The organism is Collimonas sp. PA-H2 (assembly GCF_002564105.1).
In the GTDB taxonomy this organism is placed as follows: domain Bacteria; phylum Pseudomonadota; class Gammaproteobacteria; order Burkholderiales; family Burkholderiaceae_D; genus Collimonas.
In genome coordinates this window covers 1,677,605-1,703,671 of sequence record NZ_PDBX01000001.1, presented here as the reverse complement: position 1 = coordinate 1,703,671, position 26,067 = coordinate 1,677,605, and the positions used below count along the sequence as shown (strand labels likewise).

Genomic DNA, 26,067 nt, shown 5'->3' with positions numbered 1-26,067 from the left:
ATATCAAAAGATGTGCGGAACCATTACAACCGGTCAATGATGCCCTACGGGAAACTCACTTGTAAAGGTTTTGTGAAGAAATGTGTCGAAAAAATTGCTGTATGGCAGTTTTCCTAACGTTCTTGTAGTGTATTCGGCCGCATTAATTTAGCAACCTTGATCGCCTGGTTTTGCACCTGCACGATTTCTATGATGCATCCGGCAATTTTCAGGCTGACATTATTGTCTGGAATGTCTTGCAACCATTCCAGCAGCAGGCCGTTCAGTGTCTTGGGACCGTCCAGCGGGAAATTAAGGCCGAGGCGCTTGTTGATGTCGCGCAGGGTTGTTGCGCCCTCCAGCAGGCACTGGCCTTGTGCATTCCAGGAAAAGCTGTCGGCGCGGGCGGCACCCGGTTTCGACGTGGTGAATTCGCCAATCATTTCTTCAATGATGTCTTCCAGCGTAACCAGTCCCTGCACTTCGCCGTATTCGTCGACGATGATGCCGAGCCGCTCGTGATTTTCCTGGAAGTATTGCAGCTGCGTGAAAACGTCAGTGTCTTCCGGAATGAAATACGGCGTGCTGAGCAGCTGGCGGAAATGATCAACGGTCAGCTCAGCTTCCTGGTTGAGCAGTGCCATGGCCTTGCGCACGTGCAAAATGCCGACGATCTGGTTGATTTCACCTTCGTACACCGGTAATTTATTGTGATAGCAGGTCGTCAGCTGATGCTTGATGTCGTCCACCGACGCCGCCAGATTCAGCGCTTCGACTTGCGCCCGCGGCGTCATGACGTCTTCCACTGAAATCTTTTCAAGATCGAACAGGTTCAGCAAAATGCTCTTGTGCTTTTGCGGCATGAAATTGCCGCCTTCCAGCACGATCGAGCGCAGCTCTTCCGGCGAGACGCGCTGTTCCTGCGCGTGCTTGCCAGTTTTGATGTGCAGTACTTTAAGGATGCCGGAGACGAACAGATTGACGAACCAGATCAAGGGCTTGGCCAGCGCCATCAGAGGTTTGAGGATGAAACTGGTCGGTAGCGCAATCCGTTCCGGATAGGTCGCGCCAATCACCTTCGGGGTGATTTCGGCAAACACGATCAGCAGGAAAGCGACGCCGGCAGTGGCAATCGTGATCACATTCTGGTGGTTGCCGAATGTCGTAATGGCAATCGTCGTCACCAGCGCGGTGGCGAGAGCATTGACCAGGGTATTGACGATCAGGATCAGCGACAGCAGCTTGTCGGTGCGCTCCAATAGCCATAGGGTGGTGGTGGCGGACTTGCTGCCGCGCTTCGCCAGATGGCGCAGGCGATGCTTGTTGGCGGCAATCAAAGCAGTTTCCGCCATGGCGAAAAATGCTGAGAGGAAGATGAGTACGACTAGTGCAAGAATCTGCACCCAAATGGGCACGGCATCCAAAGGGTCACCGTAAAGAAAAGGTTAATAAACCAAGTGTTATATGGTCGGGGTGAGAGGATTCGAACCTCCGGCCTCTACGTCCCGAAAGCATGTCAAACTACAAGCGTTACGCAGCGGTCCGCGCAATAATATCATTTGTTGGGACAAATTTGGGACAACGGAAAAACAATGGCAACTTTTACTAGACGTGGTGACCTGCAATGGCAAGTCAAGGTACGCCGCAAAGGCTATCCTGTGCAGTCGCGCACCTTCATGTACCGCGAAGACGCGGAGAAATGGGCGCGAGGCCTGGAGCGCGAGCTAGAAACTTCCGGTTTCGTTGATAGGCGAGAAGCCGAAAAAAATACTTTGCGGGCGGTTCTAGAGCGCTATCGTAAAGAAGTCACACCAGGAAAGAAATCTGCAGATATCGAGTCTATCAAGATCGGCGTGATTCTGAAAGATGCAGCGTTATCTGACCTAAAGATGTCTGCAATTACCAGTGCGGCTGTCGCAGCATGGCGCGACCGGCGATTGGCGGTTGTGACGGGTGGCACGGTCAATCGTGAAATCGACGTTTTGTCGGCCGCACTAAACCATGCACGGCGAGAGTGGGGTATTCATGTCGAGAACCCTATACCCCATGTGAAGCGGCCAGAAAAGTCGCGGGCTAGGGAGCGTCGCTTTTCTATCGAAGAAGAAAAATATTTGTTCGCTGCGTTGGATGGCGGAGAGCGGCGAGCTGACGGCACGTTTGGCAAGGGGGCACGTAACCCCTGGTTAGCACCTCTCGTTAAGTTGGCTCTCGAAACTGCAATGCGTCGAGGCGAGTTGTTGGCGCTACAGTGGGAGAATGTCGATTTGAAACGGCGTACAGCCCATTTGCCTGATACGAAGAATGGAGATTCTCGAACGGTGCCGCTGTCGTTGAAAGCTGTCGAAATATTCAAGGCGTTGCAGCATTTGAGGTCCGACGACGATATGGAAGAGGATGAGCACGAAGCTGGCGCCGTGTTCCCCACAACCGCGATGGCGTTACGTAAAGGTTTTACGAGATCGGTGGAGCGCGCACGCGAAGAGTACATCTCAGACAGCAAGAAGGCACGGCGCAAGCCTGTCGCAGGTTTCCTGGAGGATGTGCATTTTCACGACACACGGCACGAGGCGGCGTCGAGGCTTGCAGAAAAATTGTCAAATGTGCTGGAGCTATCTGCCGTTACGGGGCATAGGGATTTGCGGATGCTGAAGCGTTACTATCATCCGCGTGCCGAGGACCTTGCGAAGAAACTCGATTGAATGTACTGCAACTATTTAATGTGAATTAATTGAGAATTGATCTGGCAAAGTGGCGCAACATATTTCGGACTGTGAAAAAAATAATGGTCATTTTGGTGTCGCTTGTGTGGCTTCAGCAGGTTTGGAAATCATATTCAAATAGATTTGTAGCCAGAAAAGATCGACTCCGTTTTTGTTGCATAGCTGCTGGAGCGCTTGCACCGATTGTTGCTGCTCTTTCGGAATAGTCTCCAGATTGATTGATGGACACTTCGGTCGTTTTTCCATCGCTGGCTTCAGAAGTGGACTTGAGTGCAGCATACCGAAGGTCGACGTACTCAGTTGCTCAGCCGCCTTGCTTGAAAATGGAACAGGGGAATTTTGTGTCATTATTTCGCGTGCCCACTTTCTGATTTCTTCATCATCTGGCCGACGCGCCTCACGCAGCACGGGTAGTGCTATCTGAACCAGGTCTTTTCGCATGCTTGCGTCCGTGATTGTGGTCTGCGTTTTCCAACCGATTGCAGCAACTACAAATGGCATCACCACTAGCGCGAATATCTGAGCGCCTTTATAAGTTCTGTCCCATGATGTATCGCTAGTTTTTTCTTCCTTCATCTCTCTTTTTTTACTGAGCTGACGCTTCTGCCTTATTAGCTTTGAAAGGCGAGAACTCTTTTTCATTAAAATTTGCATCTGGAGGATTTCGACTGATTAAGTAGTTTTCGGTTGAAAGAAATCTGACGCGCTATTGAAGCGTAACGTGTTTCACGTTCTAAATTCAATCGCTCTTCGCCAGCTCTATTTTTCGGCACCAGGCCCGCCAACCTTGGCGCCTACCAGCGTGCGGAAAGACGTCAAAATAATAGCTGAGGCCTCAGCGACATCAACGTTCCAACACGCCGCAAGCGCATCTTGGGCTTTTGCAACTTCTCCCGGGCCTAAGGGTTTCCCGCGAATGGCCGCAAACGGACCATCAGTCTCTGTCAATATCCGGTCCCTCGGCATCGCTGACACAAGGTCTCGCCCGCGTTTCCCAAGCACCATGGCGGGACCGACTGAAAACCAACAGCCCATATCGATCGCGCGCAAAAGTTCGCTCTTGGTACCGGAAAACCAATGAAGAATAGGGATACCCGCAGTAGGATGCGCTGCCAGCGCGTCTAGCACACTAGTAGCTGCGTTACGGCTGTGAATCGTAATGATGCGTCCCCCAGCTCGTGCGCAAGAAGTCAAAATATGGTTAAAAACGATAGATTGCTCTCGCCAATAGGACTTGCATTCTGGGCTGCCATCGAGGCCGATTTCACCTACGTAGCGTGTTTCGGGTAGTAGCGTGTCAAAAAGACTGAGTTCGCCGATGCGCTCATGGGCAATCTGCGGATGTAAGCCCAATGCTGTTTTGATTCTGTTATGACCCTTAGCTAATTTGACTGTCCCGCGCCATGCCTTGGGGGTTGTAGTCACCGATAGAATATATGAACCCGATGCTCTACACTGCTCAACCGCGAGAGCTGGGTCAGGATAGAGATCAAGATGGCAATGTAGGTCAACGACTGGCGTCATGCAAGTAAGCTGTGGGAATCTAAATAGGCCTTGACTTCCGCCATACCTCTGCTGGCGACATCCAGCAGCGCATCGCGTTCGGCTCTCTCTACAGGGAGTGGCCCCGCTGAGGGTATCCAACGAGTTATGTCTATCGCGGGTAGTCGCCTAGCCGCCAAGATCATCGCCATAAGATCGTCTTTAGCGTCACTTGCCATTACTGCTGAAAGATCGCTGCCATTCGGTGCGTACTGGGTGTCGTCTGGCATTCCTGCGGAAAAAAAAGATGCACGTCGAATGAGGCACGGGACACACTTCCCACATTGCATATTAGTTCTTTTCCACTTGCCACAGGATACGGTATGTTTCGCCACCAAATTTAAGGTCGCCTGATCGGTGCAGCCAGCCAGCATTTCCCCTTTTGTTTTTAGGGCATACGGATTAGAGATGTGAACAGGGATAGCGGTTGCGTCCAAGATTTGTTGAATAAGTCCAAGAAAATGAGGGTGTGTTGTACGGGTACTGAGTGAACCAATGCGACGAAATGTCAATGGAGGATTTAGTGCTATTAGACCATTTTCAGGAACATATAGATCAACGGGCGATCTGGATATCCCTTGTTCGGCCATGGTTGCGGCGACCAAGGTTCCGTAAGCTATAAAGTTGAAGCTGCGCGTCCGCATCTGAACGTCATTACTTTCACCAAGCATCGATACTGGATTTGCTACGGCTGAAAATCGGGAAAGTGTAACTGGCAAATGCGCACCGACCAGGTGCTGGCGCTCAGCGTCCCCGCGATAGGAATGGCTGATTAGCAGAGGCATTTTTTGATTTGCCAAAAGATCCATTGCGCCAATTGCGCTGTCTAAGCCCCCTGAGAATAGGCTGACGCAGTCATGCCCTGATAGCGTGGTCAGGCGGCCTCGAACCTGTGGTATTGGTCGTTGTGGGCCTCCCGGCAACAAGTCGAGTCTCCATAAATCACCGCTGAGAAAGTGTAGCGCCTTTTCTAACAGGGGGACCACCGGCAGCCATGGAGACGGATCAATGAGAGGAATGCGCAATTGGAATTGCCTCGTCCAGCCGTCATCCGATCTCGCTCTATCCACGAACGTGTCTGCCGCTGTGACGGCCATTGCGATGGTAAGCAAATCGAAAGCCCGTTGGTGTACAGGAACTCCTAAGCGACGTACGGCGCTAAGAACCGGCCCGCCGATTGAGGTGGAGCCATAAGCGGGAGGTCTTTTTCCGTACATTAGCACGGGGACTATCCCGTTCCCGCCGGCCGGCAGATCGGCTGCTAGGTGATGACAAATAATCTCAATCATGCAGGTATGCCTCCCATTCAGTCCAGACTTCTGTGATCGCACGCAATTGAGCATCTGCAATTTGGGTTCGATTAAACATTCGTACATTTCCAGAGAGCAGTGGACGCATATGCTTGTCTGTGGCCGCTTCCACTAATGCTAGCAGATCGGCTTCTGCTGTCTCGGCTTGTGCAGATGATTCTGCTCTTGCAAAAGCGTCTTTTGAGTCCAGGACTACTTGCCCGAAGACACAGCGGCCAACGTACGCAAGCATCATTTGAACAAGCATCTCGTCAGTAATGTGAGAAAAATCGAACTCAGCATAGCCATCTAGGCATTCTGATAACGCCTCATTCATGGCAATACGAATGCGATCATCATCGCCATCGTTAGGCAACAACGCTCGAATAATGATATCGATGGCCAAATCCGTATCTTGGCCATTTAGAGTAGTGAGATCGAGAGATGGAGTCTCGCGTCCGTCCTGGGACCCCGTTAGCGCGTCAAACAAAGCCCCGCCTGCATGGGCCATGGATCCAAATCTGCGGGGGCCGACGGTGTTGCCGCCAGTGGCAGTTCCAGCATATTTTCCCAGTGCCGCACGCAAATCGGAATGATTGCCGCCTGAAACAAATTTTCCTAAACTCTTTCGAAATTCCTTAAATCGCTGCGGGGGCGGTATTGGGCCTGGGCCTTGACCGTCTTTGTCCGCCCAAGGTGGGACAAGTGGCGAGTCACCGCCAGGGCCACGGCTTGAAGTGGATGTTCCCATCAGCGTTTCTCCTTGGCTTTAAACCATGCGGTATCTTTGACCAGCACCTTGAGCCAAGGGCTCAGTTTTACTGGCATGACGGTGTGAATGAATGAGGATAATAAGCTGCCGGAATCGGCGGAATGTTCAGCAAGCATCAGCGCGCCGTCGAAACCCTGTGGGCGAGCGCTCCAGTTCGTGTGTGATCGAAAAGTCTGAATAAGGCCTGACATCACTTGAGTATGTTCTCCGTCCGGTATGCTACGGACGGCGCTTCGTCCAGAAGGTGACGACGTGTTGGACGTCCTGAGTAGTACTTTTAGTGCTTCCGCCGCTGGTTCGGAAAGTCCGCCTTTGAGTACACGCAATGGTGTAGTCTCTCTGCTCAGATAGACTAAGGGGCGCAGATCCAGTCCTGTCAGCGGTGGATCTAGTGTTAGCCATTCTCGAAGGAACTCCGCCTTTGCTGCCCATTGTTCCGGGCATGCCAACTTAAAATTCTCTGGATCGTCAAGCAACTGCTCTAATTTGACCAGAACCTCTGGTTTCCCACCAGCGGCAGCATTAATTTCAGTATAAAAATGGGCGATCGAAGTTGTGTCTGTACAGCGTTCGAATAGCGCGAATTTGGCGATAAGAGCTTCATCTATGGGCATTTCGCGTAGCGTAGCGACACGAGTACGCATTCGGACTACATTTAGCATGCGTTTCACAATGCGCGGGTTGCCCTGTACCAGCGTGGAGTTAGCTAACAGTCCTGCCATGCGATCGGCAATCCCGAATCCCAGGGCGACATCAGCAGGAGGGCTGCTGCCTAGTAAAGCGAGAGCTGCTTCAGTGCTAATGGGCTCGTCTTTCCATGCTTTTCGCAGATTTGACTCAAGTCCGATTCGCAAGGCCTCGACATGCGTAGCGTCGACCAAACCACCCCTTGATGCGAAAAGCAGAAATAGATACGCCCGGACCTCTTGAACGCCGAGTCTTGGTACGCGAACCGGCACTTGAATCAATTTGTCTAAATAGTCGGTGACATGGCGGTCATCAAGATCTTTGAAATATTCGCTAACGGAATGTCGAACCATCTCCTCATCTGCGGCTACCACAAATGCCGTATGTCCCATGAACAGGAACAACCGTAGCGCTTCCAATGTATGGATGGTCTGTTTAGGCAAACAACGGTCAAGATTATCTACGAATACCACGAGAGTTTTGTTTAATCCCTCCAGAACTGCCTCAAACTCAGCTCTAAACGCGGCGATCTCTTTCGGCGGGGTTCTCTGTTTTTCAGGATTCAATAATCCATCTGAGCGCTTTTTTACATGCTCTCCAGTTTCTTTTAGAGTATCTACGTCCTCCTCGCCGCCGGCACCTGAAATCAAATTGCCGAGAGCATTTATACCTTTTCCGGCCCAGCCGAATGTGGGTACACCCATGGCCAAGGCTCCTCCTTCGACGAGCAATCCCAAGGCCCGCATTCCGTTGACGCGCCCTAATAGTTTCCTGGCCTGCGCTAATAATCCAGGGTTATCTTCTGCTTTTTCGATGAGCGTCGTAGCGATGACTTCCATTAATGCTGCGCGCGAATCATCAAAGCCTTGGTAGAGCCATGCATCGAAACGGACTACGACAAAATCAGATTCTGTTGCTGCTGAATTCAGTTTTCCTTCGATCAGGTTCAGCAGTGTTGACTTGCCCGTACCCCATGTGCCGAAAACGCCGACGGTTACCGGCCTCATTGCTGGATCGCGGACGACGTCTGTGACCAGTTCGGCGACCTCTGAATAGTTAAGAAAATCTAGCTTAGTATCAACGTCAGCCCACATCCTCAGTCTCCCTGTCTCACTTTGTTTAAGTGTGATTGGTGAAAAATTTGTCGCTACTCTAATTGTCTAGATTGATTGCATAAAAGAATTATTGCATATTTGTAAATTCTTAGGGTATTTTTTGAAACAAGTAATTTCAAGCTAAATTGCGACGTAAATTTGTGGGTAAGTGGTGCAGTTCCATCGGGATAACGTTCCGTGGCTAACGGGATAGCGTTCCGTTTTGTCGGGATGGCATTCCGTGTTATCGGGATAGCATTCCACCCACCAGCTCGGAAGCCGCGCCAACATTGGGCCGAAGCGGGATGGTTAAGCCTCTACCTTTCTTCTACCTTATATTTACCAGGCGCAGTGTGTGGATAACTCGGCAAGTTGGTAGGTATAGGTTACGGGTCAAGGCATTTTCTAAGATGTCTAGATGGTGCAAAATTTTGCCCGGTACAGGGCAATTTGCTGCTGGCGCCGAAGATCAGTATAAATCCGGACTGCGTCTGCGATAGAGCGGGGTGGTCCAAAAGCGACGGTTCAATCGACAACGCGCGGACGCTCTGGAGGAGCGCCGTAGATTTGGCAAGGTGCCGTCCTTCGGCGGCATCTGCCCATTCGGTTGTCTCTACGGCCTACGGCCTCGGACAATCGGCGCCAAGCGCCGAGCAGACTCAAATCGCCTTGCTATAGGTTGATCAACCGTGGGCAAACCAGCTTGCAAGGGTGGCCTAAAAAACGAAGACGATCATCTGATAGCTTGAGCGCCGATAGAATTATTCGGTAATTGGCCCAAGTCTGGTAGAAAAAATCCTTCACCCAAGATGATTTAAATTGTTTTAATCGAGGGCTTCAAGGAAGCGTTGGTCGGCCAGATCTCCGGCGCGTACCCGTCGAGGGAGAAGACGCCGAAACTGGCGAAGAAAAAGGCCCCGAAGGGCCTTCTCTCGCCAAGCTAGGCTTGCGAGGTTCTGTTACCCCTGCTATCCGCAGGACCCGAATCGTTCCGAGCAGCACGTTCGTCTTTCACTCGCTCTCGAACAGTCTTGGGCAGTATTTTGGCACACAATTGATCCGAAATGAGCTGTCATAGCTGAATCCGAAGCATTACTTCGGGGGTATTAGTGCGGCCATTGTTATTTCATAACATAACGTAACATAACGAATAAATCATAACGTAACGTATCAATGTGCGACCCGCATTCTCTCCCGACACTCTTGTGTGGCACCTGGCCCACAAAGTCACAGATCTCCCGATCGGCCCGGAACAGAGCTAGGATCGCTTGTAAGTCTTGAGCAGAGACTCGGGGACGAACGTCAGGCTGCCCCTCGCCCTCGAACAGGCAACGTAGAGTTTGTTCCGTGTCTCAGCGTTGATGTCCCGAAAGCTTCCATTCTGCCAAGCTTTCACGTTGGCGGGATTAAGGACTACGCAGACGTCCTGATACCGATCCACGCCCTTCGACGCTCCCCAGTTTTGGGAGTAGCAGGCGTACTTGTGGTGCTCCTTGTAGAACAGCTTCACCGTCCCTGGATCTTCATAGAGGGCGAGCACTGCCGCTGGGTCATCCTCGTACCTAACGACGCTTTCCCGATCATCGTTGGCCTCAATCGCGATACCGATCTTCTCCGTGATGAAGTCGCAGACGCTCTTGCTGCATCGACGGCTCTTCCTGAGGCTGTCCGTGTCGACCGCGAGCTTGGCCGCTTTGAACTTGGCTCTGTAGGCGTTGTAGTCGTCATGAAGACTGGCGTTCACATTTCCGTCGCGGCTCGTGTCAAACGTGTGCTGGAAAAAGTCGCCGACAAAGATGGCGTTCAGCTTGGCGGCGCTGATGGCCATCAAAAAATTGAAGTCATGCCCCGCGAAGTCCTGGACTTCGTCGACGAAGAAGACATCGAAATACTTCTCCATACGCGTCACGACAGCGCCGACCAGATTGGATTGCTCGATAAACTTGGCGAGTCGGTTGGCGTAGAGCCGGCGGCTGGTGGACACGTAGCGCCGGTCGTCTGACAATGGATACCGCGGGAATGTCGGCGGGAGCGTGAATGTCACGCCTTTGGTGTTCTTCTTCGATCGAAGGAACGGCCGATAGCAGAATCCGTGTAGGAACTTGAAGTAGGTATAGAGCGTGATGTTTGCCGGAAAGTAGCCGAAGCGCTGGATTATCTTGCTGCGCAGATTGTCGTGATTCGACTCCGTGTACGTGACGATGAGGAAGCGTCGCACCTCATCGAGGTTGGCGACAAGGCGGGAGGTTTTGCCGGATCCCGCAACGGCGAAGATTACGTTCTTATCCATGCGACGGCCTGCTGGATGTATGCTGGCGCGACAAGTTCGGTGCCCTTTGTCTCGAGCAGTTGGAACGCAGCATCCGTCTTGTTCTTCAACATGTATTCTTCTACGGTCAGCTTCTTGCGGCCCGCTGCGAACTGACCGTCACAAATGGCCTTGTTGTCTTGGTACATACAGACTTCGAACGTGTACCGCGCATCTTTGTCATCTGCGAAAACTTGGATCGAAGCCGAGGCGTAGTCGGCGTAGTTGGCGATACAGTTCGCCTGGTAGTCACCATCGTTATCACGGATGACTGCGATCTTGATGCCGAGCAGCTTTGCGAGTTCGAGATAGCGCTTGAAGCTTGTGCCGTCGACAGAGATCACATGGATACCGTCTGCGTCGGTGCTGGCGCCATTGGTACTGTTCTTGTAGAGTGCGTCCATGAGGATGAACTCGGCGTCGCCCTCGACAAGGATTGCCTTCTTGCACAAAGCAAGCTCAAGGACGTTATTGTCGGGAGCCTTCATGAAGAAGTCTGCAGTCCCCTGACTGAGATCTTTGAGGGATGCTGGTCGGGACGGATTCTCCTCACTCAATATCAGCACCTTCTTGAGGTTCAACCGCGTCGCGATGAAGCTGCTGTGCGTGGCGATAAAGAGCTGCTTCTTTACAGATGCCCGGATGCGCTCGATGAGCTTGTGCATGTGGACATGGCTCAGGTGGTTCTCGGGCTCTTCAAGGAGGAGAACATCGAGCGCGTGCTCGCGGTTGCTTAGGGCGAACTCTGTCTTGATAAAGCACTGACGGCCCTTGCCCTTGCTATCGATCGGAATGTCACCTTCAGTGATGATGATATCCGTTTCGACACTGGCTTTCGGGCTGGTGCGAACATCGAACTTGTAGGTGTCCAGGGCGTCATTCATTGCCTTGAAGACATCGTCCTTGAACTTCGATTTTGCCTTGCGGTACTCGAATCCGTGATGGTTGCGCTGGACGACGGTCGCGTGCGCGGCGTACATGGAACGTGTGTACTCACGCGTCGCGTATTCGTTGTTGATTTGTGCGCTATCGAGGAGCAGGTGTTTGAGCGGCTTCTTGTGCGGAAAAATTGCTTCGTCCGTAAAGGTAAGGAAGTAGACGCTGTAATACTCGAACGGGAAGCTTTCATGCTTCTCAGTCAGAATGCTTCGGATGACCTTGGTGTATTCGTCAACCGGCTTGCACACCATCTTGATACCGAGATGGTCAGCTCCCTTGCTGTTGTTTCGACCATCGAGGTCGTGGTGTCCGTCAATCCCGTCGAGGTACACCTCGACTAGGAGTTCCGGGAGATCTTCAATCTTCCTCTCGCCGCCAAGGAATTCCGCGATGCACTCCGCATTGAAAAGGGTCTCTAGACTCAGCGCTTCTACTTTGCTTCGGCTGGCACTGAGCACGATGTCTAGTGCCTGGAGAACGGAGCTCTTGCCGGCCTCATTGCCGCCAACCAGAATGTTCAGCTCAGGATCAAACTCTAGTTCAAGCGTTTTGAACCGCTTGAAGTTTTTCAGCACCAGCCTTTTTATCGTCGCCACCAGCTTTCCTTTCCATAACAAACTTTGATTTTCTGCTCTGGATTCGGAGATAAATCCCTCCCTAGCTCAATTTGCCCAGCGCTGACGGTTCACCGTTTCGGTGTACTTCGTGATGAAAACTTTCATCGCGACTGCATCCCGCATGTGCCAACGGAGAAATCCTCGATCATGTTCGCACTGCATCCGCACACGCTGCAGTTCGGACAATAATACCGAATCCGGCTCGCGTTTCGCACGCTCATCATAAATTCGTCTCGTCGCTATACTGAAAGCTGTATCGATGAGATCTTGCGCTAGTTCCAGATCGCTCAATTGCGCTTCCGTCCATGTGTTCGCTGGATAAGTCTCTGGGCGTATCGTGGCTGTCATTGGCTAACGCTCCTCAAGTAGTTCCTAAGTACTGGTGTCGCGTGTTCCATTTGCCGTTCACGGATGATCTCATTGATTTGTTCAAGTGATATTCCGCCAGCTTTCATTGATTGAATTTCACCGACCAGCAACGCAACGTTCTCGCGTTTTATTCGATCGGCATTCCATCGCGCCTTACTGATTTTCGTATCGTCGGCCTTCTGTTCATTTTCCGCAAGAAGATGCCGAGTTAGTTCTTCGATGATGCCTTTTATCTGTCCCACCGTGAGTCGCTTTTCTTGCTTCAGCATGGCGTCAACTTTCGATCAACTAGGTTGTATTTTTGCTTTTGATGCTGCTTGATTGTAGCTTTTTGTGAGGCAACTTGCTATACAATCTATATATCGTTTAAGGGTAACAGGATGGCCCTTGTCTGACACATGAAACTTCGTTTCCTGTGCAGCCAAGGGACGCCAGCACGTTCGGCGCTTCGCTTCTCACATGCAGGCTCATCCTGCCAAGGGCGTTGCCCTTGGAATCCGTTGACCGGCGCGTAGCGCCTAATAGGAGGATCGGCCATGCCGTTCGAAATAAAAGGATCGGAACCGCTCGCTGAGAAGATTGCGGTGCGGCTGACCCCAGATGAAAAAGCGCGCTTACGTGATGATGCCGAATTGGCCGGCTTGAGCGTTTCTGAGTTGGTGCGCCGGCGTTATTTCGGCCGTCCTATCGTTGCCAATGCCGATATGGTGATGGTGCGGGAGTTGCGCCGTATCGGTGGCTTGCTTAAGCATATTCACAACGGCACCGATGGCGTGTATAGCCGCGAAACGGCGAATGCCTTGATAGAAATCACAGCGCAGATCAAAAAACTGAGTCAGCCATGATTTTCAAAAAAGTCAAAGCGGATCGGGCGAAGTCGAAGGCTAAACATGTTCGAGATCTGACTAACTACATCCGCGACCCGGAAAAGGTTAATCCGCGTGAGAAGGTGGCATATACCGGTGCACGTGGGTTTATCACTGACACACATGCTGGCCAGCAGGCCGAAATGATAGCGTTGGCGATGGATGCGCCTAGAAGCGCGAATCCCATCAATCATTACATCCTGAGCTGGCGCGAGGGTGAATATCCAACGGAAAAGCAGATAGAGAAGTCTGTCGAAATACTGCTCGACGAGTTGGGATTGCTTGAGCATCAGGTGATTTATGCCTTGCACCAGGACACAGACAACATGCACTTGCATGTCGCGGTGAACCGTGTGCATCCGGACACTTTGAGGGTGATTAAACCGAACAAGGGATTTGACAAAGAGGCCGGCCATCGAGCGATAGCCAAAATAGAATCCCTCCAGGGATGGGTAAGCGAACAAAATGCACGTTATCGGATGGATGGCAGCGAGGCAGTTCGGCGATCGCCAGAGGGAAGTCATAAGCAACCATCTCAGAAGCGGCGCGACATGGAAGTGCGGACGGGTGAGCGATCCGCAGAACGGATCGCCATAGAAGAGGCCGCACCTATCATCCGTGAGGCATCGAGCTGGGCGGAGTTGCATGCAAGGCTGCAGGAGCAAGGATTCCGTTACGAACGTAAGGGGAGTGGCGCCGTGCTATGGGTAGGCGACGTGGCAGTAAAGGCATCTAGCGCTGATCGAGGAGCGACGCTGGCCGCTTTGCAGGCGCGCTTGGGTGAGTTTGAGGTGACTTCGTTGGCCGGTGTCTTTCCCACCGTGGTCGCGAAACCGATTAAGGCTACTGCCCCGCGTTGGGGAGAATATATCGCTGCCCGACAGGCTCATTACAAGGCTAAGAGCGGTGCGCAGGTTCGTTTGCGTGATCGCCACCAGGGCGAGCGGCAGGGTGTGGCCGATCGGCAGCGTGTCCAGCGTGCAGACGTCACGGCTGGACGCTGGAATGGCAAGGGCGAGCTGCTGAATGCCTTACGCAGTGTTGTGGCAGCGGAACAGGCTGCCGTGAAGATCACTATGCAGGAGCGGCAGGCACAAGACCGGGCGGCGCTCAGGGCGCGTTATAGGCCATTTCCTGGATATGAAGAGTGGCTGCGAGGTGAGCTGTCGCCTGAGGCTGCCGATCAATGGCGCTATCGTGACCATGAGCCGGATGGGATCCCGGCCAGGATTGTCGGTGATAAAAGGGTGAAGCCGCGCCGGCAGGACATTCGGGATTTTGTGGCTGAGATTCAGGGCGATCGCGTGGCCTATCACCTGGTTGGCCGGGTCGCTCCCTCGTTTGTTGATCGCGGTGATTGTATCGATGTGCATGATGCTGGCGACGAAGCCACCATTCTGGCCGCTCTCCAGCTCAGCGCCGAGAAATGGGGAGCGTTCCAAGTGACCGGTAGCGAAGCCTACAAGGCTCGCTGTGTGCGCCTGGCAGCCCGGCATGGCTTCACAATCACCAATCCCGAGTTGCAGGGGGAGCTGCGAAATGAGTGCGAAAAACTGGGCGCGCAGCGCATGCAGGTATTTGTGCCGAGCGCGGCCCAGGTCGACCGAGTTAGTCCGTCACCGATAAAACGGCCGCGGCTGAGATAGGGTGTGGACAGCAAAGGCTGTCGGGACTATAGTATCAACAGGTACTACTTTGTAATAAAGGAGGTTGCGAAATGGCAACAACACTCAAGATCGATGACGACCTGAAAGGCCGCGTCCAGCATTTGGCAGGTTTGCGGCGGCGTTCGCCGCACTGGATTATGCGTGAGGCGATTGAACAGTACGTCGAGCGTGAAGAGGCTCGTGAGAGCTTCAAACAGGAGGCGTTGGCATCCTGGACCGCATATCAGGAAACCGGCCGTCATCTGACCGGCCAAGAAGTGCGCACCTGGTTGAGCACTTGGGGTACTGACGCGGAAACGGAGTTGCCCAATTGCCACGAGTAATCGTTACTGAAGGCGCCGGGCAGGGCTTGGAGCGTTGCCGCCGGTTTCTTATGGAGAAAAATCCGCAGGCGGCCAGAAGGGCTGGTCAGGCTATCGAACGGCAATTCCTGCTACTGGAAACGTCACCGGACATAGGCCGGCCATTCCCCGAATTTCCCGAGCTGCGCGAACTGATGATCGTGTTTGGGGATTCTGGCTATGTCGCCCTGTACCGTTACGAACCGGCTGCCGATGCCGTGTATGTGCTGGCTTTCCGGCACCAGAAAGAAGCGGGGTACTGAATATGGAACCAACGAGCTACGACGTCTGGTTTCGGGAGCAAGTTCGGCAAGGTCTGAAAGAAGCCGACGACCCGAATACTCAATGGATATCGCATGAAGAAATGAAAGCGGACTGGGCCAAGCAACGCGCTGCGCTGGTCGAGCGCATTCGGTTGCAGGCCGAGGCGAGGAAGGCCAAGCCGTAACGGACGATGCTGAACGCTGTATTTAACCAAGAAAGCGCCCCGCCGACGTGTTCTAGCACGCCGACGAGACTTCCGAAGCACCACCTATATGAGAGGTAATGAATGGCAACTAAACACTCTACCAAAATTACGCCGATCCGGTTCGATATCGGGCAAGTTCAATGGGCTAACGCAATGATGCGGGCCGCTAACCGAGCGCTTGCGCGTGGCGATGATGCTGCGTTGGCCTGCATTGGATTTTCGGCGGAGCATGTCGACGAGCTGCGGCAGCGTGGCGGCTTTTCCGAGCGGCTTTTCACAGCCAACTATCGGACAATTTCTTATCTGCGTCGTCATGGCAGTGTAGTAGCAGCGTCGGCCCGTCGAACGTGAGATTCGAACCTTATGCGAGATCTATTTCGAACTAGATAAACAAACCGGGCCATTTGGCCCGGTTTGTTTATCTAATGACGCTTAGCTTATATCTAGGCGTGTTCCAGCGCGTAGCGAATTCGTGCGCCGGTATCGTTTGCTCGACGCTTGCTGACTCGTATCTCCATCGACGGGTTAGCGAAGTCGCGGAAGTGGAAGGTGAATGAAGAGTGAATGTTGTCCTTGGCATCGCTAACTTCTGCACTCTGTATGTAGGCTATGGGCTCGCACCTGGCGATGTTCTTTTCTTTGTTGATTACGACAGCTTTTCCGGTTGCTGCATCGATGCCGACATACTTTGTATTGAAGTAGTCGGCCAGCTCGACTTGCGGGTGGAAATTTGGCGCGACGGAAGTAACCAGGTCGCGTATATCCTGCCCACGCGATCGGCGCCATTTCGACAAGAGAGCAAGGCCTCCAATCAGCCATGCTATCGATGCCAGAAGAAGCGCGACAGCGACGGTGGAGTGCATGAACTTCGCGCCCCATACCGAATAAAGGAATGCTGGAAGCGCGATGAAGAAAGACACCGCGACGTACATTAGTTCTGCAATCAATCTCATGAATCGCATGTTTCCACCTTATCCTTTTATTCCGTTGGAAGGGGGCTTGGTTGAACCCAGCGGCGTTTTTCCGCCTCCACCTGATGGCCGGATATCCATCTTGGCCAACAGTGTATTTAGGTTCTGCTTTGTTCTATCGCTATGATCACTACCGACAGCTGATGGAGAATGGCCGCCAACCCAAATGATAACTCGATCTGGCACAATAAAAATTAGGTTAAAGCAACTATGAATCAAATTCAGACACATCGAGAAGTAAATCGCGCAATACGCAATGATCGACCCTATGCCGGTAAGTGAGTCGAACTGTGCGTTGGCCAACGCGACGCCGAAGAGTAGGTTTAGCAGCGTACCACCAGCAATAACGCCGGCACCACCCAGGAAGAATCCAATTACCATCAAAATCGGCCGGACCATGACATCGAGCAGAAAGATGTAGCCGTGTGCGGTTTTATGGCCGAATCCGTCGCCGTCACCGCCCAAATGGGTTATTGCCCATAAGGGCGCCGCGATAACAGCTTCGCCGACCACAACCAGCCAGTTAACGGCGGCCCCAAACCAAACAACAAATGGCACCATCGGCAGGTATGTAGAGAGACCGATTCCCAGCAGTAGAGCCGCAATGATGATCATCAGAATAATCGGTCCAGCGCCATCTAGAGCACCCTTTAGAAAGCTTACCGCACCTGTAGTATCTGCTATACGGGATGCTAGGCCTGCCATACTTAGACTCTCGCTTGCGCGCTCTAAACCTTTTGCGGTCAAGTAGCTGGCGAAGCCAACCTCTGCGACTCCGGTCAGGCGATCACCAAGATTCTTCATTTTGATTAACGGATTTATTTGCCCGCGAGACTCTCCGCCATCGTTGATACCAATAATGGCTTTTGTCAGTTCCTGTCCAGGGGAGGCGAATAGCTTGGAGATGATGTTACCTCCATCGTCTTGCTGCTTTGTGCCAAGGGGCGAGGCGTGGGTGTCGGTAGCGCGCCCTTGTTGTGCCTGATAGGCGTTTAAGGCGCTTTGGTAAATGTTCGTCATCCCAGGATCGCCGCTGATCGATGTTCCGAACGTCGTGGCCTTGCCGGCCACAGCGTCCGTTAATTTCGTGTTAGCGGCGGCAAACGTCTGATACCAGGCTCCGAGAGTCCACCATCCACCTTCTTTGATTGATGAACCTAGTTGGCTGGACAGTTCCGCGATGTTGCCCTGTTTGGTTGCCGCCAATGTATTGACGGTATTTTCGTATAGTTGAGATGCCGACTGAATAGCGACCTCCGCATCCGGTAACGTGGCCCCGTCAGAGCTTTTTGTTACTACCGCATTGACGAATTGTTGAGCGGATTCGCTCAGAGATTTTTCCATCTTTGATAATGCTTGAAGATGCGCCTTACGAATGTCGGAAACGTCGATGGAGCTAGAAAACCAATCGGTAGACGCTGCCTGCGGTTCAAAATCAGTGTTGATGTTGGCTCCACCACAAACGAAACTTGGATTGGCAAGGATGAAGCCGGTATCTGTGGATTGTGTTTGCACATACGAATTTTCGGGTAGCAGAGCGCCGAGGCTCTCGCCTTGGGCAAGACTCGAATTAATTCCATGTCGACACAGCTCAATTTCGAATATTTTGTGGGCGAGTTCGTTGGTGCTGGCCATCGTGGGCTGGATTACCATGCCCTTGCCGTCATTGAAAGCTGTAATCGAAGCATCAACGCCCATATTGGCAACGCCCACACCCATCACCGCTGCGGCCCAAAGCATTAAAAGCTGTGAAAGCGACCACCCGTTTGCAGTAGGAACAAGTGCTGCGAGGCCCCATACCAAGCGTATCGGCCCCCAAAGAGTACTTTTTTGACGGTCGAATGCGGTGCCGTCACTTGCCGTTTGGGTGAGCTTCTGGAACATGATGTAGCATGCAAACATAGCGCCAATCACCAGCAGCGCACCATTTGTAACTTGAAACAGGCTGGACAGTATCGTGTCGCCACCACCGGAGCTGCCACTGGCCAGTGGATTATTGACTACGTTGCCGTAGATCGACACGAGCGCCTCGCGTGATTTGTCACCCGATCGGTGAGCGGCGTTGCTAATTTCACCGAGCGTCGTGCCGTTGGCGAATGCCGGCATAGTCATGAGCCACAGCCCGCCGCCACTCAGCACAGATAGAGCTTTAGAGTGTTTCATGATTTGTCATCCTTCGCGTTGCTTTTTCCGAAGTTGAATTCCCAATCGAAAACGTGCGCCCACCAGAATTTACGACGGTAGTAGTCGGTCGGCATGCTGTTTGGATGACGCGCTAGCCAGAGCAGGCCGTCAGCCGAGAAAGCCCAGATCGTTACGCCGAGAAGTAGAAACGACCATCCCCAGCGTGGATAAAGCCAGTCAGCGGTCATGCCGCAGATTGAAAGAGCGATGCAAAACAAACTCATCCGTTTTTTTGCGAGGAGGCCGGCGACTTCTTTTTCATTTTGGCACTTCATTTTTTTATTCCATATGCGATGTGAGCCATGGCACTGTATATGTGACGGGGCCATGAAGAGATTTTTAAAGCTTCGTCCATACCATCTGCTCCTTACCCCTGGTGTTGAGCGCAAAGCGCGCACCGGCGATAATTTGCAATCGTTCTAGTTCGTCCGTCGCTGCCTTGATAGCGACTTTGAATTTTCTCAAGGGGCTTCCATATTGCATCTTGGCTTTGAGCCAATCCAAAGCGTAGCGCTGCACCGGATCTGCTGACGTGGCTACGAGAAGCTGAAGTGCTTTGGCCATATCTTGTCCGCGCCCAATGTTTAAACGCTTTTCCCAGTCGATGAGAGCAAACTCTCTATTGCCAAAAAGCACTTTCCATCGTTGATCTAGGGTGTAGGTGTAAGTTTCTGCACCCTCGTTATATTCAAAGTCGGACAGAATATGAAATGCTTTGGTATCACCGACGCGATATTTTGCCGAGCCGTCTGATCGTCTAGCTTCGATAAAGAGGGTTGCTGCTGTCAGGGCTTTTATCCTGCGATGCAGCCATGTGTAGTCACTTTTTCCGGTGTTTCGCCCAATAGCGCGTAGGAATGCTGCCCGGTTGATCGTTACTGGTTGGCCTGGTATCGACTGCAGTGCTTCATACATAAGTTGCAGCACAATATCCGCGTCAGCCTCGTCCAGTTGCTCGCCGCTGTATTCCAGGACTCCATCCTTCCGCGATACCAGCACAGTGGCGTTGTGCATCTTCCTATGCCCTTTGGCGATCGGAGCGAACAATGAGGATCTGGCTATCTGATTGGGCATCGCCCGCATGAATGTTTCCAAGCCAGGAAAGAACATCTGCCAGGGCGTTTCAGTTGCATGTCGACGTTTTTCAATAAGGGCAAGGTTTGCACGAGCGGTTCTTTCGTACAATTTGGCCATTACATCATTTGGATGGGGGCGACGCGAGCTGTGACCCGCTCCCGTATTGGGGCCGGCATTGGTCTCAATTAGTGGCATAGATCAACCCCGTGCGTCGTATGTGTTGGCGGCGTGACGTTGTCGAGCTAGTTGTTCAGCTTTTGTAGGCCTCCCTCGCGGGCGACGAGGTTGCATAGGGGCGGCTGGCCGGCTTGCGCCGATCCATTCAAGCACTTCGTGCTCGTACCAGCATAGCCGTCGGCTATGTGGCATCTTGAAGGGGAGGGGGATTAAATGGCGGTACTTGGAACTGGTGGCGAAAGTACGAATCGTTGTTGGTGTTTTTCCGATTAGCTCAGAAAGCTGTTCGATAAAAATGATGCGCGGCAAAACATTGCCAGGAATAGGAGAATGGGATTTCATAACGCCTCACAAGTGCAGATCGCGCTTGTGAGGGCCGACTTATCGAACGAGCCAAAATCAACTCGTCCTCACCGGGGAGGAATTGCACTTAGGGCTGAGGCGGTCGTTCGCTTGCGCTTTGAACTTGGCCTTACACCCCCGACGCTTTGATTCGTCGAGCGTTGCTCGCTCTCTTCGCTGGGTTATCCCTTCACTGACTTCCCCAACTACTCGCAGATCGCGCCAAGGCTACACGGCATTTTTATAAGGCGCTATGCGAGACTCACCGTTACGTTAGCCTCAATTAATGAGGAGCAGTGTAGAGCGATATTAGGCATGCCGTCAAGCATGGGACAATATTGGGACAATCAGAAGATGAAATTACTCTAACTTGCTGTTAATACCAAGTTAGAATGAATTAGATAAATTATTGATTTAAAAGAGGAATTTTGGTCGGGGTGAGAGGATTCGAACCTCCGGCCTCTACGTCCCGAACGTAGCGCTCTACCAGGCTAAGCTACACCCCGATTTAGCCGTTCAATAACTTGAACAGGTTTTTGGGCTGCCGTACCTTACGGTGGCGGTGCGGCAGTCCTCTTGTCAATTTCTCAGCGATTGCGCTCAGTGATTGCGATCCACAGCGAATACAGATAATTGTAGCAAAGAATCCTTGAACTGACTATTTGGCAAGCCTGCGATTGCGGTAGCGGCACGCTGCGCCGCCTTTTCGGCTTCCTGCCGGGTGTAGTCGAGGGCGCCGGAAGTGGTGATGGCCGCCAGGATTTCATCGAAATGCTGTTCGTCGCCATTCTCGATGCAGCTGCGCACCAGTTCTCGTTGTTCCGGCGTGCCGTGGCTCATCAGGTAAATCAGGGGCAAGGTCGGCTTGCCCTCGCGCAGGTCGTCGCCGACGTTCTTGCCGATATCGCTGGCGTTGCCGGAATAGTCCAGCACGTCGTCGATCAGCTGGAATGCGGTGCCTAGCGAACGACCATATTCGCCTGCCGCTTCAATTGCCGCCTCAGTCGCTGCGTCGTCGGCACCGGCGATCAGCACGCCCAACTGCGCCGCTGCCTCGAACAGCTTGGCGGTCTTGGAGCGGATCACCTGCAGATAGTTTTCTTCCGAGACATCCGGGTTGTGCATGTTCAGCAACTGCAGTACCTCGCCTTCGGCGATGACGTTGGTGGCATCGGCGACGATCTGCATCACCCGTGCGTTATCCACCGCAACCATCATCTGAAAGGCGCGCGAATACAGGAAATCGCCCACCAGCACCGAGGCGGCGTTGCCGAACAAGGCATTGGCGGTCTGCCGGCCGCGCCGCAGAGACGACTCGTCCACCACGTCATCGTGCAGCAGGGTGGCGGTGTGGATGAATTCGATCACCGCCGCCAGTTCGTGATGCTTGTCGCCGGCATAACCGCAAGCGCGCGCCATCAGCAAGACCAGCACCGGGCGCAGGCGCTTGCCGCCGGCGCTGATGATGTACTCGGCAATCTGATTCACCAAGGGCACTTCCGAGTGCAACTGACGGCGAATCACCGCATTGACCGCGTCCATATCGGCCGCGATCGGGGACATCATGAATTGTGAGGATGAGGTGTTGGGAGCGGCTGACAAAATAAAACCTGTTGGAAATCAATTGTGCCGTGATTATACGATGACAAGGGGCCGGGCATTAGGTCCAAACTGATTTTGTCGGCGTGATGCAGGTCCGGCCGACGCCGGGTGCGCCGGCGTCGACTGACGGAGTTGCCTAACTGCTATCCCTTCAGCTTGGCGAAAGCCGCGGCCATGGCGTTGTTGGCCGGTGCTGGCGCCGGTGCAGATTGTCGTTGCTGATGCTGGGACAAGCGCTTGGCGTCGTTGCGGTCGGCCCGCTGCTCCGGCTTGGCGCCGGCTACCGGCGCACTGTCGCTGAGGCGCATGGTGAGCGCGATGCGCTTGCGCTTTTCATCGATTTCCAGCACCTTGACTTTCACCACCTGGCCAGCCTTGACCACGCTGTGCGGATCCTTGACGAAGGTGTTGGAGAGCGCCGAAATATGCACCAAGCCGTCCTGGTGCACGCCGATGTCGACAAAGGCGCCGAACGCCGCCACATTGGTGACCACGCCTTCCAGGATCATGTCGGGACGCAGGTCGCGGATTTCTTCGACGCCGTCCTTGAAGGTGGCGGTGGTGAATTCCGGACGCGGGTCGCGGCCCGGCTTTTCCAGTTCCTTGAGGATGTCGGCGATGGTCGGCACGCCGAATTTCTCATCGGCATACTTGGCTGGATTGAGCGAGGTCAGCAGCCTGCTGTCACCGATCACGCCCTTGACGTCCTTCTTGATGTCAGCCAGGATCTTTTCCACCAGCGGGTAGGATTCCGGGTGCACCGCCGAACCGTCCAGCGGATTGTCGCTGTTCATGATGCGCAGGAAGCCGGCGGCCTGCTCAAAGGTCTTGTCGCCCAGCCGCGGCACGTCGCGCAGCGCCGCGCGCGAGGTAAACATGCCCTTCATGTCGCGATAGGTGACGATGCTTTGGGCGACGCTGGCGTTGAGGCCGGAGACGCGCGCCAGCAATGGCGCCGAGGCGGTATTGACATCGACGCCGACCGCATTCACGCAATCCTCCACTACCGCATCGAGCGAGCGCGCCAGCTGGGTCTGGCCGACATCATGCTGGTACTGGCCGACGCCGATCGACTTCGGATCGATCTTGACCAGCTCCGCCAGCGGATCCTGCAGGCGGCGCGCAATCGATACCGCACCGCGCAGCGAGACGTCCATGTCGGGCAGCTCGCGCGAAGCGAATTCGGAGGCTGAGTAAACCGAGGCGCCGGCTTCCGACACTACGATCTTGGTCAGCTTCAGTTCCGGCCGCAGCTTGATCAGGTCCTGCGCCAGCTTGTCGGTTTCGCGCGAAGCGGTGCCGTTGCCGATCGAGATCAACGAAACCTGGTGCTGCTCCGCCAGCTGCGCCAGCGTGTGCAGCGAACCATCCCAGTCGTTGCGCGGCTGGTGCGGATAAATCGCGGTGGTGGCGACCACCTTGCCGGTGGCGTCGATCACGGCTACCTTGACGCCGGTGCGCAGGCCCGGATCCAGGCCCATGGTGGCGCGCGGGCCGGCCGGCGCGGCCAACAGCAAGGCTTTCAGATTGAGAGCGAAGACATTGATCGCCTCGACTTCAGCTTTTTCGCGCAACTTGGTCATCAGCTCGGTTTCCAGGTGCATGAAGACCTTGACGCGCCAGCTCCAGCGCACCGTGTCGCTCAGCCATTTATCAGCACTACGGCTCTTGTTGCTGATGCCGAAACGGGCGGCGATGCGGCCTTCGCACGGATTGTGCGGCGCATCCCACTTCGGTTTTTCTTCCTCGCTATCGAGGCGCAGCACCACGTTCAGCATCTCCTCGCGGCGGCCGCGGAACAAGGCCAGCGCGCGATGCGAGGGAATCGTGCCGATGGTTTCCGAATAATCGAAGTAGTCGGCGAATTTTTCACCGGCATCCTGCTTGCCTTCCACTACCTTGGATTCGACCACGCCATGCTCGGTCAGGTATTCGCGCAGCGCCTGCAGCAGCGTTGCATCTTCGGAAAAGCGTTCCATCAGGATTTGCCGTGCGCCGTCCAGCGCTGCCTTGGCGTCGGCGACGCCGGGATTGTCGCCGTTGTCGGTGCTGAAGGCCGGCTTCAGATATTTCTCGGCTTCCTGTTCCGGATTCAGTTCCGGATCGGCCAGCAGTGCATCGGCCAGCACGGTCAGGCCGGCTTCGGCGGCGATCTGCGCCTTGGTGCGGCGTTTGAGCTTGTACGGCAGGTAGAGATCTTCGAGCCGGGTCTTGTCTTCCGCCAGGGTGATGGCCTGCAGCAGCGCCGGCGTCATCTTGCCCTGTTCTTCGATCGAAGCCAGGATGGCGCCGCGGCGCGCTTCCAGTTCACGCAGGTAGCGCAGGCGTTCTTCCAGCAGACGCAGCTGGATGTCGTCGAGACCGCCGGTGGCTTCCTTGCGGTAGCGGGCGATAAAAGGCACGGTCGCGCCTTCGTCCAGCAGGGAGACGGCAGCGGCGACTTGCGCCGGTTTGGCGGCAAGTTCAAGGGCGAGGCGTTGTTCGATCGAAGGCAGCATGAGAATTAATTCTTAAGAATGAAAATCAAGCGTTGGATCATACGCAATCCAGATAATTTCGCTAGTCTTGACAGTCCGAAAAGTAGGCCTCCCGGAATTTCTGCTTGCCTGAAGGCGACTGGATTGCTTGTCATATCGCTATAATATATTTCTCGATGGTATTATTTGTGCCATCAGACTGTAGGGTTTGTCTAGTCAGATGAGTATTGTTTCTGTCGTCAGAATGTAGGGTTTATCCAGTCCGATTAAGGATAGCTGGAAAAATGAAAATTATTGTTAAATGACAATTGTTTTCCTTGTTTGTCGATGAGTCAGCAAATATGCTTGTGGCCGTATGCGACTGGGCGATGCCATGCAACCCGCTAGCCTGTCGCCTGTTCAGGTAAATCACACAGTAGTATTTCTTCAGGAGTCAAATATGCATCTTTCTAAACGTCTGGGCGCCGAAGCACTCGGCACTTTCTGGCTGGTTCTCGGCGGTTGCGGCAGCGCCGTGCTGGCGGCTGGTTTTCCGGGCCTCGGCATCGGTTTCCATGGAGTCGCGCTGGCTTTCGGTCTGACCGTGCTGACAATGGCGTTTGCCATCGGCCATATTTCCGGCTGCCACTTGAATCCGGCGGTGACGCTCGGACTGGCAACCGCCGGCCGTTTCCCCAAGAGTGAAATCCTGCCTTACTGGGTTGCCCAGGTAGTGGGCGGCATCATTGCCGCGGGCATCCTGTATCTGATCGCCACCGGCAAGCCAGGTGCGGAAATCGGTGGCTTCGCCGCCAACGGCTACGGCGAACATTCACCCGGCCTGTATTCGATGAGCGCTGCTTTGATCTGCGAAATCGTGATGACCTTCGTCTTCCTGATCGTGATCCTGGGCGCCACCGACAAGCGTGCACCGGCCGGTTTTGCGCCGATCGCGATCGGTTTGTGCCTGACGCTGATCCACCTGATCAGTATCCCGGTCACCAACACCTCGGTCAATCCTGCGCGCAGCACCAGCCAGGCATTGTTCGTCGGCGGCTGGGCCTTGCAGCAGCTGTGGCTGTTCTGGCTGGCGCCGCTGGTTGGCGCTGTGCTTGCCGGGATTGTGTATCCAGCGATCTGGGGCGAAAAGGACTGATTTCCTGGTCCGGCAAGAAAATAAAAAAGCGCGGCATGCCGCTAATACTGTTCAGTTAGGGCAGAACGACATGGCGTTGCGTGGGCACTCCGTGCCCACGCAGTGCCGTGGAGATTTACGTCCCTGGGCATTCGCACCCGAGCTACGCGCCCCCGTCCTATCCGCGTGGGCACGGAATGCCCACCCTATCGGTGCTTTGTCGCGAGCTCAGGACGCCCGCAGCGCTTATCGCGCCGAATGCGAACAGCAGCGCCATCAGTTCGACCACACAAGCAGGGGCGCAGCAAACCGGCCGGATACAAAATCGCTACACAATTGATCATTCCTTACTGAAAATCGCTGCCGTAGGGTGGGCACTCCGTGCCCACGCAGTATCATGGATATTCGTGTCCCTGACATTCGTGCCCCGGCTAGCGCCCCGGCCCGTCCGCGTGGGCACGGAG

General features: G+C 53.9%; 24 protein-coding genes and 1 tRNA gene. 8 read left to right on the top strand and 17 right to left on the bottom strand.

The window, feature by feature from the left end; all coding sequences use genetic code 11:
* Positions 1-113 precede the first annotated feature (113 nt).
* Entirely contained in the window at positions 114-1,403 is a 1,290-nt protein-coding gene (locus BCF11_RS07675; RefSeq protein ID WP_098494218.1) for an HlyC/CorC family transporter, read from the bottom strand.
* A 168-nt stretch (positions 1,404-1,571) separates the two neighbouring features.
* On the opposite strand from BCF11_RS07675, the gene BCF11_RS07670 reads away from it, so the two are divergent.
* A complete protein-coding gene (locus BCF11_RS07670; RefSeq protein WP_098494217.1) occupies positions 1,572-2,678 on the top strand; it encodes a site-specific integrase in 1,107 nt (368 codons plus the stop codon).
* A gap of 87 nt (positions 2,679-2,765) precedes the next feature.
* Here BCF11_RS07670 and BCF11_RS07665 read toward each other — a convergent pair whose 3' ends face one another.
* From BCF11_RS07665 to BCF11_RS07625, 9 genes are all read right to left on the bottom strand, one after another.
* On the bottom strand, positions 2,766-3,341 hold the full coding sequence (locus tag BCF11_RS07665) for a hypothetical protein (RefSeq protein ID WP_098494216.1): 576 nt from the start codon (positions 3,339-3,341) through the stop codon (positions 2,766-2,768).
* Positions 3,342-3,458: 117 nt separating this feature from the next.
* On the bottom strand, positions 3,459-4,223 hold the full coding sequence (gene qatD, locus BCF11_RS07660) for a Qat anti-phage system TatD family nuclease QatD (RefSeq protein WP_098494215.1): 765 nt from the start codon (positions 4,221-4,223) through the stop codon (positions 3,459-3,461).
* A complete protein-coding gene (gene qatC / locus BCF11_RS07655) occupies positions 4,220-5,458 on the bottom strand; it encodes a Qat anti-phage system QueC-like protein QatC (protein WP_304441874.1) in 1,239 nt (412 codons plus the stop codon). Before qatC ends, qatD begins: the two co-directional genes overlap by 4 nt.
* Positions 5,459-5,522: 64 nt before the next feature.
* Positions 5,523-6,281, bottom strand: coding sequence for a hypothetical protein (locus BCF11_RS07650; protein WP_199110787.1), 759 nt, complete (start codon positions 6,279-6,281; stop codon positions 5,523-5,525).
* Entirely contained in the window at positions 6,281-8,083 is a 1,803-nt protein-coding gene (locus BCF11_RS07645; RefSeq protein ID WP_098494213.1) for a P-loop NTPase fold protein, read from the bottom strand. Before BCF11_RS07645 ends, BCF11_RS07650 begins: the two co-directional genes overlap by 1 nt.
* Positions 8,084-9,341: 1,258 nt before the next feature.
* Positions 9,342-10,373 (bottom strand): DNA helicase UvrD, encoded by a 1,032-nt coding sequence (locus BCF11_RS07640; protein WP_098497373.1) that lies wholly within the window; start codon positions 10,371-10,373, stop codon positions 9,342-9,344.
* Positions 10,358-11,926, bottom strand: coding sequence for an ATP-dependent endonuclease (locus BCF11_RS07635; protein ID WP_098494212.1), 1,569 nt, complete (start codon positions 11,924-11,926; stop codon positions 10,358-10,360). Before BCF11_RS07635 ends, BCF11_RS07640 begins: the two co-directional genes overlap by 16 nt.
* A gap of 66 nt (positions 11,927-11,992) precedes the next feature.
* Positions 11,993-12,295 carry a hypothetical protein gene (locus BCF11_RS07630; protein ID WP_098494211.1) on the bottom strand — a complete coding sequence of 101 codons (303 nt, stop codon included), beginning with the start codon at positions 12,293-12,295 and terminating at the stop codon, positions 11,993-11,995.
* Positions 12,292-12,585, bottom strand: coding sequence for a hypothetical protein (locus tag BCF11_RS07625; protein WP_098494210.1), 294 nt, complete (start codon positions 12,583-12,585; stop codon positions 12,292-12,294). The genes BCF11_RS07630 and BCF11_RS07625 overlap by 4 nt, the downstream gene beginning before the upstream one ends.
* A gap of 267 nt (positions 12,586-12,852) precedes the next feature.
* Here BCF11_RS07625 and BCF11_RS07620 point away from each other — a divergent pair, with 267 nt between their 5' ends.
* The 6 genes from BCF11_RS07620 (at position 12,853) to BCF11_RS07595 (ending at position 16,010) form a co-directional block, all read left to right on the top strand.
* A complete protein-coding gene (locus tag BCF11_RS07620) occupies positions 12,853-13,161 on the top strand; it encodes a MobB mobilization protein (protein ID WP_098494209.1) in 309 nt (102 codons plus the stop codon).
* Positions 13,158-14,828 carry a TraI/MobA(P) family conjugative relaxase gene (traI, locus tag BCF11_RS07615; protein WP_098494208.1) on the top strand — a complete coding sequence of 557 codons (1,671 nt, stop codon included), beginning with the start codon at positions 13,158-13,160 and terminating at the stop codon, positions 14,826-14,828. Before BCF11_RS07620 ends, traI begins: the two co-directional genes overlap by 4 nt.
* A gap of 71 nt (positions 14,829-14,899) precedes the next feature.
* Positions 14,900-15,172, top strand: coding sequence for a CopG family ribbon-helix-helix protein (locus BCF11_RS07610; RefSeq protein WP_098494207.1), 273 nt, complete (start codon positions 14,900-14,902; stop codon positions 15,170-15,172).
* Between the two features lie 26 nt (positions 15,173-15,198).
* Positions 15,199-15,453 carry a type II toxin-antitoxin system RelE/ParE family toxin gene (locus BCF11_RS07605; protein ID WP_233212656.1) on the top strand — a complete coding sequence of 85 codons (255 nt, stop codon included), beginning with the start codon at positions 15,199-15,201 and terminating at the stop codon, positions 15,451-15,453.
* A 2-nt stretch (positions 15,454-15,455) separates the two neighbouring features.
* Complete coding sequence (locus BCF11_RS07600) at positions 15,456-15,638, top strand: hypothetical protein (protein WP_098494205.1); 183 nt, start codon at positions 15,456-15,458, stop codon at positions 15,636-15,638.
* Between the two features lie 102 nt (positions 15,639-15,740).
* Positions 15,741-16,010 (top strand): hypothetical protein, encoded by a 270-nt coding sequence (locus tag BCF11_RS07595; RefSeq protein WP_098494204.1) that lies wholly within the window; start codon positions 15,741-15,743, stop codon positions 16,008-16,010.
* Between the two features lie 92 nt (positions 16,011-16,102).
* Here BCF11_RS07595 and BCF11_RS07590 read toward each other — a convergent pair whose 3' ends face one another.
* The 7 genes from BCF11_RS07590 to BCF11_RS07555 form a co-directional block, all read right to left on the bottom strand.
* A complete protein-coding gene (locus BCF11_RS07590; protein ID WP_233212409.1) occupies positions 16,103-16,612 on the bottom strand; it encodes a hypothetical protein in 510 nt (169 codons plus the stop codon).
* 18 nt (positions 16,613-16,630) lie between these two features.
* On the bottom strand, positions 16,631-18,793 hold the full coding sequence (locus BCF11_RS07585) for a DotA/TraY family protein (RefSeq protein ID WP_098494202.1): 2,163 nt from the start codon (positions 18,791-18,793) through the stop codon (positions 16,631-16,633).
* Positions 18,790-19,089 (bottom strand): hypothetical protein, encoded by a 300-nt coding sequence (locus BCF11_RS07580; RefSeq protein WP_098494201.1) that lies wholly within the window; start codon positions 19,087-19,089, stop codon positions 18,790-18,792. Before BCF11_RS07580 ends, BCF11_RS07585 begins: the two co-directional genes overlap by 4 nt.
* A gap of 64 nt (positions 19,090-19,153) precedes the next feature.
* Entirely contained in the window at positions 19,154-20,086 is a 933-nt protein-coding gene (locus BCF11_RS07575; protein ID WP_199110785.1) for a plasmid replication initiator TrfA, read from the bottom strand.
* 753 nt (positions 20,087-20,839) lie between these two features.
* Positions 20,840-20,916: transfer RNA gene (locus BCF11_RS07565), tRNA-Pro, on the bottom strand.
* Between the two features lie 94 nt (positions 20,917-21,010).
* Positions 21,011-21,973 carry an octaprenyl diphosphate synthase gene (ispB, locus tag BCF11_RS07560; protein WP_098497372.1) on the bottom strand — a complete coding sequence of 321 codons (963 nt, stop codon included), beginning with the start codon at positions 21,971-21,973 and terminating at the stop codon, positions 21,011-21,013.
* Positions 21,974-22,155: 182 nt separating this feature from the next.
* Positions 22,156-24,510, bottom strand: coding sequence for a Tex family protein (locus BCF11_RS07555; RefSeq protein WP_098494198.1), 2,355 nt, complete (start codon positions 24,508-24,510; stop codon positions 22,156-22,158).
* A 418-nt stretch (positions 24,511-24,928) separates the two neighbouring features.
* Here BCF11_RS07555 and aqpZ point away from each other — a divergent pair, with 418 nt between their 5' ends.
* Complete coding sequence (gene aqpZ, locus BCF11_RS07550; protein WP_098494197.1) at positions 24,929-25,624, top strand: aquaporin Z; 696 nt, start codon at positions 24,929-24,931, stop codon at positions 25,622-25,624.
* Positions 25,625-26,067: the final 443 nt, after the last annotated feature.

Bases quoted from the DNA above. Each gene is read 5' to 3' on its own strand.
- qatC (WP_304441874.1), bottom strand. From the start codon at position 5,458: ATGTACGGAAAAAGACCTCCCGCTTATGGCTCCACCTCAATCGGCGGG.
- BCF11_RS07630 (WP_098494211.1), bottom strand. From the start codon at position 12,295: ATGACAGCCACGATACGCCCAGAGACTTATCCAGCGAACACATGGACG.
- BCF11_RS07600 (WP_098494205.1), top strand. From the start codon at position 15,456: ATGGAACCAACGAGCTACGACGTCTGGTTTCGGGAGCAAGTTCGGCAA.
- BCF11_RS07670 (WP_098494217.1), top strand. From the start codon at position 1,572: ATGGCAACTTTTACTAGACGTGGTGACCTGCAATGGCAAGTCAAGGTA.
- BCF11_RS07610 (WP_098494207.1), top strand. From the start codon at position 14,900: ATGGCAACAACACTCAAGATCGATGACGACCTGAAAGGCCGCGTCCAG.
- BCF11_RS07640 (WP_098497373.1), bottom strand. From the start codon at position 10,373: ATGGATAAGAACGTAATCTTCGCCGTTGCGGGATCCGGCAAAACCTCC.
- BCF11_RS07595 (WP_098494204.1), top strand. From the start codon at position 15,741: ATGGCAACTAAACACTCTACCAAAATTACGCCGATCCGGTTCGATATC.
- BCF11_RS07555 (WP_098494198.1), bottom strand. From the start codon at position 24,510: ATGCTGCCTTCGATCGAACAACGCCTCGCCCTTGAACTTGCCGCCAAA.
- BCF11_RS07625 (WP_098494210.1), bottom strand. From the start codon at position 12,585: ATGCTGAAGCAAGAAAAGCGACTCACGGTGGGACAGATAAAAGGCATC.
- ispB (WP_098497372.1), bottom strand. From the start codon at position 21,973: ATGTCCCCGATCGCGGCCGATATGGACGCGGTCAATGCGGTGATTCGC.
- BCF11_RS07650 (WP_199110787.1), bottom strand. From the start codon at position 6,281: ATGGGAACATCCACTTCAAGCCGTGGCCCTGGCGGTGACTCGCCACTT.
- qatD (WP_098494215.1), bottom strand. From the start codon at position 4,223: ATGACGCCAGTCGTTGACCTACATTGCCATCTTGATCTCTATCCTGAC.
- BCF11_RS07575 (WP_199110785.1), bottom strand. From the start codon at position 20,086: ATGCCACTAATTGAGACCAATGCCGGCCCCAATACGGGAGCGGGTCAC.
- traI (WP_098494208.1), top strand. From the start codon at position 13,158: ATGATTTTCAAAAAAGTCAAAGCGGATCGGGCGAAGTCGAAGGCTAAA.
- aqpZ (WP_098494197.1), top strand. From the start codon at position 24,929: ATGCATCTTTCTAAACGTCTGGGCGCCGAAGCACTCGGCACTTTCTGG.
- BCF11_RS07665 (WP_098494216.1), bottom strand. From the start codon at position 3,341: ATGAAAAAGAGTTCTCGCCTTTCAAAGCTAATAAGGCAGAAGCGTCAG.
- BCF11_RS07620 (WP_098494209.1), top strand. From the start codon at position 12,853: ATGCCGTTCGAAATAAAAGGATCGGAACCGCTCGCTGAGAAGATTGCG.
- BCF11_RS07580 (WP_098494201.1), bottom strand. From the start codon at position 19,089: ATGAAGTGCCAAAATGAAAAAGAAGTCGCCGGCCTCCTCGCAAAAAAA.
- BCF11_RS07645 (WP_098494213.1), bottom strand. From the start codon at position 8,083: ATGTGGGCTGACGTTGATACTAAGCTAGATTTTCTTAACTATTCAGAG.
- BCF11_RS07585 (WP_098494202.1), bottom strand. From the start codon at position 18,793: ATGAAACACTCTAAAGCTCTATCTGTGCTGAGTGGCGGCGGGCTGTGG.
- BCF11_RS07590 (WP_233212409.1), bottom strand. From the start codon at position 16,612: ATGAGATTGATTGCAGAACTAATGTACGTCGCGGTGTCTTTCTTCATC.